Source organism: Modestobacter sp. L9-4 (assembly GCF_019112525.1).
Taxonomy (GTDB): Bacteria; Actinomycetota; Actinomycetes; order Mycobacteriales; family Geodermatophilaceae; genus Modestobacter.
In genome coordinates, this window is record NZ_CP077800.1 from 1,336,019 (window position 1) to 1,349,231 (window position 13,213).

The 13,213-nt window shown below is 75.3% G+C and carries 10 protein-coding genes; 6 read left to right on the top strand and 4 right to left on the bottom strand.

What is annotated here, in order from left to right; genetic code table 11:
- Positions 1 to 137 precede the first annotated feature (137 nt).
- From KUM42_RS06190 to KUM42_RS06200, 3 genes are all read right to left on the bottom strand, one after another.
- Positions 138 to 3,845, bottom strand: a complete 3,708-nt coding sequence (locus tag KUM42_RS06190) for a TIM-barrel domain-containing protein (RefSeq protein ID WP_237495895.1) — start codon at positions 3,843 to 3,845, stop codon at positions 138 to 140.
- A gap of 231 nt (positions 3,846 to 4,076) precedes the next feature.
- Positions 4,077 to 4,856, bottom strand: a complete 780-nt coding sequence (locus tag KUM42_RS06195) for a DUF3152 domain-containing protein (RefSeq protein WP_237495897.1) — start codon at positions 4,854 to 4,856, stop codon at positions 4,077 to 4,079.
- A 316-nt stretch (positions 4,857 to 5,172) separates the two neighbouring features.
- The gene (locus KUM42_RS06200) at positions 5,173 to 6,219 is read right to left on the bottom strand and encodes an alpha/beta fold hydrolase (protein ID WP_237495899.1); all 1,047 of its coding nucleotides are present in this window, start codon (positions 6,217 to 6,219) and stop codon (positions 5,173 to 5,175) included.
- Positions 6,220 to 6,320: 101 nt separating this feature from the next.
- On the opposite strand from KUM42_RS06200, the gene KUM42_RS06205 reads away from it, so the two are divergent.
- Both KUM42_RS06205 and KUM42_RS06210 read left to right on the top strand, forming a co-directional pair.
- Entirely contained in the window at positions 6,321 to 6,947 is a 627-nt protein-coding gene (locus KUM42_RS06205; RefSeq protein WP_237495901.1) for a TetR/AcrR family transcriptional regulator, read from the top strand.
- A 109-nt stretch (positions 6,948 to 7,056) separates the two neighbouring features.
- Complete coding sequence (locus tag KUM42_RS06210; RefSeq protein ID WP_304610752.1) at positions 7,057 to 7,284, top strand: DUF3107 domain-containing protein; 228 nt, start codon at positions 7,057 to 7,059, stop codon at positions 7,282 to 7,284.
- 72 nt (positions 7,285 to 7,356) lie between these two features.
- Here KUM42_RS06210 and KUM42_RS06215 read toward each other — a convergent pair whose 3' ends face one another.
- Positions 7,357 to 8,019 (bottom strand): ferritin-like fold-containing protein, encoded by a 663-nt coding sequence (locus tag KUM42_RS06215; protein ID WP_237495905.1) that lies wholly within the window; start codon positions 8,017 to 8,019, stop codon positions 7,357 to 7,359.
- A 451-nt stretch (positions 8,020 to 8,470) separates the two neighbouring features.
- Between KUM42_RS06215 and KUM42_RS06220 the strand changes: the two genes are divergently transcribed.
- From KUM42_RS06220 to KUM42_RS06235, 4 genes are all read left to right on the top strand, one after another.
- Positions 8,471 to 10,093: a DEAD/DEAH box helicase gene (locus tag KUM42_RS06220; protein WP_237495907.1), complete on the top strand. Its 1,623-nt coding sequence runs from the start codon at positions 8,471 to 8,473 to the stop codon at positions 10,091 to 10,093.
- Positions 10,093 to 11,307, top strand: coding sequence for a PQQ-binding-like beta-propeller repeat protein (locus KUM42_RS06225; RefSeq protein WP_237495909.1), 1,215 nt, complete (start codon positions 10,093 to 10,095; stop codon positions 11,305 to 11,307). The genes KUM42_RS06220 and KUM42_RS06225 overlap by 1 nt, the downstream gene beginning before the upstream one ends.
- A 69-nt stretch (positions 11,308 to 11,376) precedes the next feature.
- Positions 11,377 to 12,333, top strand: a complete 957-nt coding sequence (locus KUM42_RS06230) for an alpha/beta fold hydrolase (RefSeq protein ID WP_237495910.1) — start codon at positions 11,377 to 11,379, stop codon at positions 12,331 to 12,333.
- Complete coding sequence (locus tag KUM42_RS06235) at positions 12,330 to 13,202, top strand: oxygenase MpaB family protein (protein WP_237495911.1); 873 nt, start codon at positions 12,330 to 12,332, stop codon at positions 13,200 to 13,202. Before KUM42_RS06230 ends, KUM42_RS06235 begins: the two co-directional genes overlap by 4 nt.
- Positions 13,203 to 13,213: the final 11 nt, after the last annotated feature.

Sequence of the window (13,213 nt, forward strand, 5' to 3'; positions counted from 1 at the left end):
CGCAACAGCGTGACACGTGGCCGTGATTCCCCGGGCGGGCAGGCTCGCACCGCCCGGGGTCACGTGGGTCCGCCCGTGGTCGGACGGACCCACGACCGGCGGGCCGATGTCCCCGGCCCGCCGGTCGTGAGAACCCGTCAGCGATAGGCGATCTCCATCGGGTGGGTGACCGGTCGCTTGGGCGTGGTGACCGTGAGCACGTGGGTCGTCGCGTCGAACGTCCACGTGTTCGGGGCCATCGTGGCGCCGTTGAGCATCACCGAGGTCGGCTGGTGCGCGTCGAGGAAGCGCACGGTGACCGCCCGCTCCGTCACCGCACCGGTGTACCGGCCCTGCGGCGCCGACACGTGGACGATCGACCGCTTGCCGTCGACCGACGAGCGGATCGCGGTGGTCCGGCTCTGCGTGCGGTCGTCGGTGGTGCCGTCGTCCTCGAACAGCTGGAACTCCGCCTTGGCCTTCGCCGCGTCGGTCATCGACCCGACCGTGACGGTCAGCTCGGTGAGCGGGTTCTGCGCGTCGTTGGCGACGTCGTTGGTCCGGGTGGCCACGATGCCCCCGGACTTCACGAACACCGGCATCGTGTCCAGCCCGGAGACCACGTCGGCGGTGGTGCCACCGGCGTAGGTCTTGCCCGTGAACCAGTCGGTCCACGTGCTGTTCGGCGGGAACCAGACCCGCGTGGTGGCCGTCGTACCCGGCTTCACCACCGGCGCCACGAGGACGTCGGAGCCGTACAGGTACTCGGTGCCGGCGGTCGCGTAGGCCTCCTGCTCCCCCGGGTACTGCAGGTAGGGCGCACGGACGACGGGGACGCCGGTGGTCTCCGCCTGCCGGGCCAGCGTGTACGTGTAGGGCACGAGGGCCTCACGCAGACGCAGGGCGTCGGCGGCGGACTCGCCACCGGCACCCGGGTACTGCCAGGGCAGCCGGTCGCCGTGGTTGCTGTGAAGCCGGTCGATGGGCTGGAAGGTGCCGAACTGCACCCACCGGGCGTACAGGTCGTCGGGCAGCTTGTCCGTCGTCTGGCCGTCGACGGTCTCGGAGCCCTTCAGCCCGTACTGACCCCCGTTGTGCCCACCGATGTCGTGGCTGATCGGCGACAGGCCCGTGGCAGCGGACTGCCCGGACGTGAAGCCGACCTCGGCGGCGAGCATGTCCCAGGTGGACGTCGTGTCACCGGTGAAGGGCAGCGTGGTGCGCTTGTCCGCCCAGGGACCGGTGGGCAGCGGCGTCGCGTTGCCGTAGCCGCCGGCCTGCAGCGAGCCGAAGGCGCGGGAGAAGGCGAACCCGCGGCCGAGCCGGGAGTCGCTGTAGTCGGCGTAGGCCTGGTTGATCCACGCGTCACCGGTGACGCCCTCGAGGTTGGACTCGCTGGAGTCGCAGCACCAGTCGAGCCACCAGACGTCGGGGCCGGCTGCCTGCATCTGGTCGTGCAGCTGCAGGTAGGCCTTGAGCTGGTCGGGGTCGCCGAAGTCGAACGTGTAGCAGACCTGGGCACCGCCGGAGCAGCCGCTGGTGCGCTTGGTCAGCTTGTTCTTCGACGTGGCCAGGGCCTGGGCCAGCTGCGGGTCCTTCGCGTCGATGCTCGGGTGCACGTTCAGGCTGGTGTGCAGCCCCTGCGCCTTCGCCCAGTCGAAGAAGCCCTTGGGGTCGGGGAACTTGACCTGGTCGAACTCCCAGCCGTTCCAGGTGTTGACGGCCTTGAAGTCGGTGTCGACGACGAGGGAGTCCAGCGGCACGTTGTTGGCCCGGAACGCCGGCAGGACCTTGTCCTGGAAGTCGGCCGCGGTGCGGTCGAGGTACTCGGAGTACCAGACGCCGTAGGTCCAGCGCGGCAGCAGCATCGACGGCCCGGTCAGGGTCGCGAGCTCACCCAGTGCCTTCTGGTAGTCCTGGCCGTAGCCGAAGACGTAGCCGTCCTGGTAGCCGCCGGCACCGTGCGTGGGGCGCGGGGTGGTCTTCCGGGTCGCCTGGTCGTAGAGGGCCGAGGTCGTGTCGTCCAGCAGCGACCACCCGTCCTGGTAGAGCAGGCCGGGGTTGAGGGTCGGGTTGCCGTTGCGCCCGTCGATGCCGTCCAGGCTGCGGCGGTAGCCACCGAGGGCGGCGTGCGGCGCGAGCAGCGGTGCCGTGGTGGCGGTCACCGCGACGGTGTCGAGGTTGGCGCCGCAGCCGGAGCCCGCCGGGCAGCTGAGCCGGACGTCGTTGTCGCCGGCGGCCAGCACGACGGGCGTGCTGAGCGTCCGCCAGCTGTCCCAGCTGCTGGTCGGGGGCAGCGCGACGGGCGTCGCCGGGCCGGTGCCGGCCTGGACCGTCACCGAACCGGCCGTGGCCAGGGCGTCGGCGTAGCGGAGCTGCAGGGCGTAGGTGCCGGCCTTCGGCACCCCGACGACGTGCACGGTCTCGGCCGCGCCGCTGACGTCGAGGCCGGCGGTGAAGCCGGTGCCCGAGTACCCGTTGTGGTCGGCGGCCGGGCGGGCGCCGGCGGACAGTGCGCCGGACTCGGCCTCGCAGATCGTGCCGAAGGCGCAGTCCGCGGCCGCCGTCCCGGCCGGCGTGCCCAGGCCGGAGCCGATGGGGCCGACCGTGAGGCTGTCGACGTTCACGTTGCCGGCGTCGGAGTCCGTCCGGAGGAGGCTCACCTGGTTGGTGCCGGCGGCGAGGTGGACCCGCACCGAGGCGGTGCCCCAGGTGTCCCAGCTGCCGGTGGAGGGCAGGGCGAACGGGGTGGTCGCGCCGCCGGTGACGGCGACGGAGACCCCGGTGGCCTCGGCGAAGCCGCGGGCGTACCGGGCGGTGAGGTCGTAGTCGCCCGCGGCGGGCGCGTCGACGGAGAAGGTGGCGGAGTCGCCCACGCCCTCGTAGCCGGCGGCGAAGCCCCGGCCGGTGTAACCGGAGTGGTCGGTGGCCGTGTGCATCCGGCCCGAGAGCGCCAGGTCCTCGGCCTCGCAGAGGGCGTCGAAGTCGCAGACGACGGTGGCGGCCGGGTAGGCGGTGCCGGGGGTCACCAGCGCCAGGCTGTCGACGTTGACCTGCCCGGTGTCGGCCGAGCGGTGCGTGAGCGCCAGGGTGTGCTGGCCCGCGGTGAGGTCGAGGTCGACCGGCAGGACCGCCCAGGTGTCCCAGTTCCCGGTCGGGGGCAGCGTCAGCTGCCGGGGGGACGCGCCGTCCACGGTGAGCGTCAGCGTGCGCGCGTCACCGAGCCCGTTGGCGTAGCGGAGGCCGAGCTGGTGCGGGCCGGCCTTCGCGACGGTGGTCGCGAACGACAGCGACGTCGAGGTGCCCTCGAAGCCGGCGGCGAACCCGGTGCCGGTGTAGCCGGAGTGGTCGGCGGCGACGCCCACGCTGTCGAGCGTGAGGTCCTCGGCCTCGCAGAGGACGCCGACGTCGCAGGAGGCGAGCTCCTTGCCCGCCCACGGGGCGCCGGTCACGTCCTGCTTGCCAGTGCGGAGCTGGATCGTGAGGTTGTCGTCGGTGAACCGGCCGGAGCCGACCTTGTAGCGGAGCGTCATCGCCCCGGTGTCCAGGGTCATCCAGCCGTCCTTGGTGACCTTGCGGACGGCGGTCTGCTGGAAGCTGTTCCGGCCGATGGCGTTGAAGGTGGGCGCGTCGATGAAGCGCGAGTCACCGGCGAACTCGGTGCGCACCAGCGTCGGGGACAGGATCTCGAACCGGGCCTGGCCGGAGACCACCGAGATGGGCGTGACCGGCCGGGGCGTGGGGGCCGCGGTGGCGGCCGGGGCGGGGGCGAACGTGACGACGACGCCCGCTGCGACCAGCGCTGCGGGGACCGCGGCGAGCCGTCGCCACCGGTGGCGGCGCCGGGTGGGGGTGGAGGACTCCATGTGCGACAACCTCTCTGTTGTCTCGTGCCTGGCGCGCCCCCGCGGCGACGGCACTGCCGCCTGCCCCGGTCGCGGACGCGCGGGTCGCCGCCCCTGCCGGTGATTGGCAGGAGCAACGATCTCCCTGGGTGGATCCTGTGGTTGTCATCACAGGTTGTCAACGGTCGTGAGCAGATGCGTGACGGACGATCTCGATCCGCTGGATCCCGCCGCCAGGGTGGCGGCCGCGCGCTAGGGGAACGGCCAGGCGTTCTTCGCGCACCCCTGCAGACCGAGCGTCTGCTGCTGCATCACCGGGGCGGGCAGACCCGGGCCCGGGCACTGCTCGTGGCCGTGCCCCAGGGCGTGGCCGACCTCGTGGTTGACCACGTAGAGCCGGTAGGTGGCGATGTCGCCGTCGTAGTCCGGGACGGCGGTCTCCCAGCGGGCCAGGTTGATCACCGCGCGCTCGCCGTACCGGCAGGAGGTGTAGCCACCGGTGCCGACACCGGGGCAGTAGGTCTCCATGCTGCCGGGGCTGACCAGGCTGACCCGGAAGTCGTAGTCACCGGACGCCGCCTCCGCGGCGCCGACCCGCTGGAAGGACAGCTGACCGCCCGAGCCCCAGGAGCGGGCGTCGCCCAGGGTGGCGGTGACCGCCTCGGCGAACTGGGCGCCGTCGACGCCGATGCCGTCCTCGACCTCCACGACGAACCGCTCCAGCGGACCGGTGCCGGAGACCGCCGAGGTGCCGTCGACGACGCTCAGCGTCCCGGCACCCTTCTCCACGTAGGTGGCCGGCGCCGGGGGCGGCAGCTGGGTCGGTGACCCCTCCCCCTGCGCGTCGGGCACCGGCGCCCCGCTGTCGCCGGCGGGCCCGCCTGCCGGGCTGGACACGGCGGCGGGCGCGGCCTCCGGCGGCGCACCGCCCGGGTCGCCGGCCCCGCGGCCGCCGATCATGTCCACCAGGACGACGACGGTGGCCACGACCAGCAGCGGGAGGGCGTAGGCGCGCCACCCGTGCCGGCGCACGAACCGGCGCAGCCGTCCTCGCGCGGGCGGGCCGGCGTGCCGTCGCGGCACCGGGGCGGGACCGGGACGCAGCGGGTCCCGGCGCGCGACCAGCGGACCGGTCACCGGCCCCGGGGCGCGGCGGGGGCCCCGGTCCTCCGGCGGCACGGGGAGCTGCGGCCGACGTCCCGGAGCGTGCGCCCCGTCGGCCGGACGGCGTCCCGGTCCGGGCTGCCCGCCGGGTCCCCGGTCGGCGTGCGGCCCGGGGCTGGTCACGGCCGCAAGGCTCTCACGGTCCCCTGTCCGCGCGGCGGACCTGCGCCGGGTGTGCCCGGGCTCAGGCCTGCCCGGCGGCGGACCGGTCGGCACCACGCGGGGACCGGCGGGCAGCGACGTCCTCCGCGAGCGCCAGCACCGCCCGCGCAGTGGGCTCGGGCGCCTCCAGCATCGCCAGGTGGCCGACCCCGGCCTGCACCTGCAGCCGGGAGTCGGGCAGGACGCCGGCCAGCCGCGGGGCCAGCCGGGGGTCGACGAGCCGGTCGCGGTCGCCCCAGACGACCAGCGAGGGCGCCCGCACGCCGGCCGCCAGCCGCCAGGCGTTGGCCCGGCCGACCCGCAGGTAGGACGTCATCAGCCCGCGGAGGCTGCGGGTGAGCGCCTGCCCCGCCCACGGCTGCTCGTCCCGGCGGCGGGCCTCCTCGACCGCCTCGGCGACCCGCTCGGGCGGCACCCGCGACGGGTCGCCGAAGCACACCTGCAGCAGCCCGCGGACCCGCTGCTCGGGACTGACCGCGGCCAGCCGGCGGGAGGCCAGGGCGGGGACGCCGGGCAGCAGGACCAGCGCGACCGCCCGGTCCAGCGCCGCCGGCACCCGGTAGACCGGCATCGCGGCGGAGACCAGGGTGAGGGTGGCGACGAGGTCGGGCCGGCGTGCGGCGACGAGCACGGTCACCAGGCCGCCGAGGGAGTTGCCGGCCAGGTGCACCGGATCGCCCTGCCCGGGGCCGGGCCGGGCGACGATCCACTCCAGGACGTCGACGACGGCCTGCACGTGCCCCTGGACCGAGTAGCGCCGCGGTGGCGGCGACTGACCGAAGCCGGGGAGGTCCAGCGCCCAGCCGTCGAAGCGGACGGCGAGCAGGCCGGCGAAGTCGGTCCAGTTCGTGGCCGCACCGCCCAGGCCGTGGACGTACAGCGCACGCTCGCGCGGGGCGTCGGCGGGCGGGTCGGCGTCCGGTGCGCCGTCGGCCGGCACCGGTCCGCGCCAGGGCGTGTGCCGCACGAGGACCTCGCCGTCGGTGACCGGCACCATGGCGCCGGGCCACGGCGGGAGGTGCGCGCCGAGCCGGGGCAGCGGGACGTCGGAGAGCCGGGCGTCGGTCACGCCCCCGACGGTAGGACACCGCCGCGGCGACCACCGCTGCACCGCCGCCGGGAGCCGGGCCCGCCGGTAGCATCGCGCTCGCCATGCAGCCCAGCCGACCCGTGACCGCAGCGCCGGCGCCGCGCCGCGCCGTCCGCCTCCCCCGGGACGCCCGGCGAGTGCAGCTGCTGCGCGCCGCGCAGGACGTCTTCGTCGCCCAGGGCTTCCACGCCGCGGCGATGGACGACATCGCCGTCCGCGCCGGGGTGAGCAAGCCGGTGCTCTACCAGCACTTCCCCGGCAAGCGGGAGCTGTACCTGGCGCTGCTGGAGGAGCAGGTCGACGAGCTCACCGAGCGGGTGCGCCAGGCGATGGCCGCCACCGAGGACAACCGGGCGCGCGTCGACGCCGCGGTGGGCGCCTACTTCGACTTCATCGACGCCGACGGCGAGGCGTTCCGGCTGGTGTTCGAGTCCGACCTGCGCAACGACGCCGAGGTGCGCCGCGTCGTCGACCGCGGGTCGCGGGCCAGCATCGAGGCGATCGCGGAGGTGATCGCCGAGGACACCGGTACCGACCGCGAGCGGGCGCTGCTGCTGTCGGCGGGGCTCACCGGGCTGGCCGAGACCAGCGCGCGCTGGTGGCTGGCCGGCAAGGGCACGGTGTCCCGCGACGAGGCCGTGGCGCTGATGTCGGCGCTGGCCTGGCGCGGCATCTCCGGCTTCCCCCGCCGCGACGACGCCGACTGAGCCCGCGGGCGCCGTCCGTTCGCTGTCGGCGCACCCTTCGGACCGGCTCGCCGTGCGGGCCTGGACTAGCGTGGGTGACCAGCAGTCCGACCAGAGGAGGCATCCAGCAGTGGAAGTGAAGATCGGTGTCCAACACTCCCCGCGCGAGCTGGTCATCGACAGCCCCAAGACGCCGGACGAGATCGCGGCCGAGGTGTCCGCGGCCATGACCGCCAAGGACGGCTTGCTCACGCTGGTCGACGAGCGCGGTCGCCGGGTCGTCGTCCCGACCGACCGGATCGCCTATGTGGAGATCGCCGAGGCGGACTCCCGCCGGGTGGGCTTCATCGCCGGCTGAACGACGTCCCGGTGCTCGTGCACCGGGACCGGACAGGGCGTCACCGCACCGCGGTGGCGCCCTGTCGCCGTCTCAGGGGTTGAGGCCGAGGGCGGCCATGCGGGCGGTGTGCGCCCGGGTGATCCGCTGCAGCAGGGCACCGACGCCGGCCAGGTCGCCGGTCCCGGTGATGATCAGGTCGGCGAGCTGGTCGTGCTCGACCAGCACTGCCTGCGACTGGGTGAGCGCCTCCCCCACCAGCCGGCGGGCCCACAGCGACAGCCGGCCGGCGAGGGTGGGGTCGGCGGCGATCGCGGCCCGCACCTCCCGGACGGCGAAGTCGGCGTGCCCGCTGTCGGCGAGCACCTCCTCGACCAGCGCCCGGTCGGGCGGGGGCAGGAAGACGGCGATCTCGCGGTGGAAGTCGGCGGCCAGGCCGTCGCCGACGTAGGCCTTGACCAGCCCCTCCAGCCAGGTGCTGGCGTGGGTGCCGTCGTGGAAGGCGTCGAGGGCGGCCACGAACGGCGTCATCGCCGCGATCACGTCCACGCCCAGCTCGCGCAGCCGCGCGGCCAGCCGCTCGTGGTGGGCGATCTCGGCGGCGGCCATCCGGGCCAGCGCCGCGCGCCCGTCGAGGGTCGGGGCCAGCCGCGCGTCCTCGGCCAGGCGGTCGAAGGCCGTCAGCTCCGCGTAGGCGAGCACGCCCAGCAGCTCCACCACGGCCCCCTGGTCGGGGTGCACCTCGACGTCGGCCATGCGCTCCCCCTCGTCCTGCGCCGGGCGTCCCGCCCGGGCGTCGGCGCCGCGTTCCCACCAGGTCGGCGGCGTCCCCAGGCTACGATGGGCCGGTCGGGCCCTCGGGTCCACACCTGCACGTGCAACCCCCCTGTGCGCTGATGACCGCTGGATCTCACCTCGAGACCGGCCCGACGAGGGCCGTCTCCCGGGCAGTCCGCACCTGACGCCCGGTCTGCTGGCCGCGTCGGCGCTTGGATCGAACATCCCGGAACCGACCCCCGGGACCGGCGAGCGCCGCTGGGCAACGCCTGACTCCAGGCACCGCCGAGCGCTCCTGGTCCCCCACCAGACCGAGGCGAGAGCACTGACCTCCACCGAGAACACACCCGTCGAGACCACCCCCGTCGCCGACCTGCCGGCCCCCGAGCTGGAGCACGCCGAGACCGGCGCGCCCGCACCCGAGGAGCTCGTGGAGCAGGTCGGTGAGCTGGGCGGTGCACCCGTCGCCCCCGACAGCCCGCTGTTCAGCGACTTCGACGTCCACCCCGACATCGTGGCCGCGCTGGCCGAGGTCGGGATCACCCGCACCTTCGCCATCCAGGAGCTCACCCTCCCGCTGGCGCTGTCCGGCAACGACCTCATCGGTCAGGCCCGCACCGGCACCGGCAAGACGCTGGGCTTCGGCATCCCGATGCTGCAGCGCGTCGTGCCCCCGACCGAGGGGGGCGACGGCGTGCCCCAGGCGCTGGTCGTCGTCCCCACCCGTGAGCTGTGCGTGCAGGTCTCCCGCGACCTCGGCGCCGCCGGCGCCAAGCGCGGCATCCGCGTCCAGGCCATCTACGGCGGCCGCGCGTTCGAGCCGCAGATCGCCTCGCTGCAGGCCGGCGTCGAGGTCGTCGTCGGCACCCCGGGCCGGCTGCTGGACCTCGCGCAGCGCGGCGACCTGATCCTGGGCAAGGTGCGCGTCCTGGTCCTCGACGAGGCCGACGAGATGCTCGACCTGGGCTTCCTGCCCGACATCGAGCGCGTGCTGGCGATGGTCCCGGACAAGCGGCAGACGATGCTGTTCTCCGCGACGATGCCCGGCCCGATCGTCACGCTGTCCCGGTCGTTCATGAACCAGCCCACGCACATCCGGGCGCACGGCAACGACGAGGGCTCGACGGTCCCGCAGACCACCCAGTTCATCTACCGGGCGCACAACCTGGACAAGCCCGAGCTGCTGTCCCGGGTGCTCCAGGCCCGCGACCGCGGCCTGGTCATGGTCTTCTGCCGCACCAAGCGCACCGCGCAGAAGGTCGCCGACGACCTGGTCGAGCGCGGTTTCGCCGCCGCGGCCGTGCACGGCGACCTCGGCCAGGGCGCCCGCGAGCAGGCGCTGCGCGCCTTCCGCGCCGGCAAGGTCGACGTCCTGGTCGCCACCGACGTCGCCGCCCGCGGCATCGACGTCACCGGCGTCAGCCACGTCGTGAACTACCAGTGCCCCGAGGACGAGAAGACCTACGTGCACCGGATCGGCCGCACCGGCCGCGCGGGGAGCACCGGCGTCGCCGTCACCCTCGTCGACTGGGACGACATCCCGCGCTGGCAGCTGATCAACAAGGCGCTGGACCTGCCCTTCGCCGACCCGCCGGAGACCTACTCCACCTCGCCGTGGGTCTACACCGACCTCGACGTGCCGACGACGGCGACCGGCCGGCTCCCCCGCGCCCAGCGCACCCGCGAGGGCCTGGGTGCCGAGACCCTCGAGGACCTCGGCGAGACCGGCAAGCGGCAGAAGCCCGCCGGGCGTTCCGGCGACCACTCCGGCCCGGGCCGCGACAGCGGCCCCGGCAACCGGGACGGCGCCCTGGGCGAGGACGAGACCGCTCCCGGCCCGCGCAAGAGCCGCCCGCGGCAGCGCACCCGGGGCAGCGGCGCCGCTGCGGCGGGTGCCGCTGCGATGGCCGAGCCCGGTGCACCGGCGACCGGTGGCGAGACGGCGGACGGCGCCGCCGAGGGCGCCACCGGCGACACCCGCCCGCGGCGCCGCCGTCGGGGTGGGCGTGGCGGCAAGGGCGGCAGCACCGGCGGCGAGCAGCCCACCGCCTGATGGACGGCTCGCCCTCCCCCCACGCCCCGCTCCGCCCGGAGCGGGCACCTGGAGGCGAGCCGTCCCCGCACGACGAGTCCCGCCGGCGGCTCCCGCCGCTGCGGATCTGGGTCTGGACGGCGGTCACCCTCGTGGTGGCCGCCGTCGCCGTGCTGCTGTGGCGCACCTCCGACGCCGCGGCGACGTCCAGCACCACCGCCGGCGCCGCGCCCGCCGTCCCGGCCACCGCGCCGGCCGGTGAGCTGACGCAGGCCTGGTCGGCCCCGCTCGCGCCCGACCCCGGTCCGCCCGCGCAGAGCGACCGGGTGCTGGTCACCGACGAGCACGGGCTGGCCATGGTCGACCCGGCCACCGGCGCCGAGGCGTGGCACTACCGCCGGTCCGACGCGACGCTGTGCGACGCGACCGCGGTCGACGGCAACGTGGTGGCGGTCTTCCGCGGCACCGGCCGCTGCGACGAGGCAGTCGCCCTGGTCGCCGCGACCGGGGTGCGCGACTGGTACCGCACCGTCCCCTTCGGCCCGGAGGTCGAGCTCACCAGCACCGAGCGGATCGTGCTGGCCAGCAGCTCCACCGGCCTGGACACCCTCGACCCGACCGGCAACACCCTGCGCTGGCACCACGACGCCGGTGCCGACTGCCGGGTCGTGGGCTCCACGGTGGGCACCGCCGGGGTGGTCGTGCTGCAGCGCTGCCTGGGCGCCCTGCAGGTGCAGCTGCTCGACGGCTTCAGCGGCGACGTGGTGTGGACCCGCGACCTCGACACCGGCGCCGACACCGCCCGGCTGGCCGGCGCCGACGAGCTCGTCGACGTCGTCCTCGGCGACCGCGTGCTGGTGCTCTCGCCCACCGACGGGACGACGCTGACCCAGCTCTCGCTGCCGGCCGGCACCGACCCGCTCGACGAGCCGCTGCTGCAGACCGGCACCGACGACGTCGCGCTGCTGTGGGCGCGCGGCACCCTCTACGCCCTCGACAGCGGCACCGGGCAGCCGCGCTGGCAGGTGCCCGCGCTCGGGCTGCCCGCGCTCTCCCCCGACGACGCGGGCGTGGTCACCGTCCCCGAGGACGGCGCCTTCGTGCGGCGCACGCTCGCCGACGGCGCCGAGCAGAGCCGCTCCCGGGTCGCCGACGTGCCGGCCGGTGGGCGCACCGCGCTCGTGGGCCCGGTCGTCGTCTACGACACCACCACCGAGGTCCGCGCCTACCGCTAGGGGAAGGGCGCCGTCCACTCCTCGAGGAGGTCGGCGGCGCACGACCGGACGGCGGGGCACACTCGGGGCATGGTCTCCCCCGGCGGCTCAGCCCCAGCCACCCTCGGCACCGACGACCTCGACAGCGCGGCGGCCCCGGACGGGCAGCTGACGACCCACGCGGCCACCCGGGTGACCCTCGAGGGACCGGCCGGGGAGCTCGCGGCGCTGGACACCGGCGGGGCCGGCCCGACCGTCCTCCTGGTGCCCGGCTTCACCGGCAGCAAGGAGGACTTCGCCCCGCTGCTGGACCCGGTGCGCGCCGCCGGGCTGCGCGCCGTGGCGATCGACCAGCGTGGGCAGCACGAGTCCACCGGCCCCGAGGACCCCGCGCGCTACTCGGTGCCCGAGCTGGCCACCGACGTCGTCGCCGTGGGCCGCCGGCTGCGCGCCGAGGGCAGCGGACCGCTGCACCTGCTGGGCCACAGCCTCGGCGGGCTGGTGTCCCGCGCGGCGGTGATCGCCGAGCCGGGGCTCTTCGACTCCCTCACGCTGCTCGACAGCGGCCCGGCCGAGCTGACCGGACCGCGGGCGCAGCTGATCGGCCACCTGGCCCCGCTGCTCGACGTCGGCGGTGTCGACCTGGTGGTCCGCACGCTGGCCGAGATGGAGGCCGACGACCCGGTGCGGGCGACCATCCCGCCGGCGACCGCCGCATTCCAGACCCAGGTGCTGCGCACCAGCAGCGAGGCGGGGTTGCGCGGCATGGCCGAGGCGCTGCTCACCGAGCCCGACCGGGTCGCCGAGCTCACCGCCACCGGCGTCCCGGTGCTGGTGGCGCACGGCGTCGCCGACAACGCCTGGACGCCGGCCGCGCAGACGGACATGGCCGCCCGGTTGGGGGCCCGGCACGAGGTCATCGCCCGGTCCCGGCACTCCCCCGCCATCGAGAACCCCGACGACACCGTCGCCGTGCTGCTGTCCTTCTGGACGGGCACGCCGGCTGCGGCCGCGCACGACGAGCAGACCGTGGGAGCACAGTCATGAGGCCGACCCCCTCCATCAAGGACTTCACGCCCGAGGAGGACCTGCTGGGGTTCTTCGGCCCCGACAGCATCAGCTGGCGGATCCACAGCGACCCGGCCTTCTCCGTCGGCGGCATCCGCGCGTTGCTGCTGCAGGCGCTGCACCCGGTGGCGATGGACGGCGTCCACCAGTTCTCCGTCGCCTTCGAGACCGAGCCGTGGGCGCGGCTGACCCGCACCGCGGAGTACGTCGCCACGCTCACCTTCGGCACCCGCCGGGACGCGCTGCGCCAGGTGCGCCGGGTCCGCGGGCTGCACCGCGGGAAGTCCGGCGTCGAGGAGACCACCGGCCGGCACTTCAACGTGGACGACGCCGACCTGCTGCTGTGGGTGCACAACTGCGAGGTCGACTCGCTGCTGTCCACCGCCCGCCGCGCCGGGGTGCCGCTCACCGACGCCGAGGCCGACCGTTACGTCGAGGAGCAGGTCGTCGCCGCGGTGCTGGTGGGCTGCGACGAGGCCGACGTCCCGCGCACCGAGGCCGAGCTGGCCGCCTACTTCGCCCGCGTGCAGGACCGGCTCGCGGTCACCCCGGCCGCCCGCACCGCCTCGAGGTTCATCCTCGTCCCGCCGATGCCCGGCTGGGTGCAGCTGCTCACCCCGGCCCGCCCGGCGTGGGCGACGCTGGCCTCGCTGGGTGCCGCGACCCTCCCGCAGTGGGCCCGCAGGCTCTACGGCCTGCCGGGGTTCGGGCTCACCGACGCGGCTGCGACGGCGGGGCTCCGGGCGTTCCGGCAGGCGACGCTGGCGGTGCCGTCCCGGGTGCGGGAGTCCCCGATCGTGCGGGCCGCCCGCGTGCGGGTCGCGGAGCCCGAGCCGCTCAGCGCCTGAGGGCCCACCGC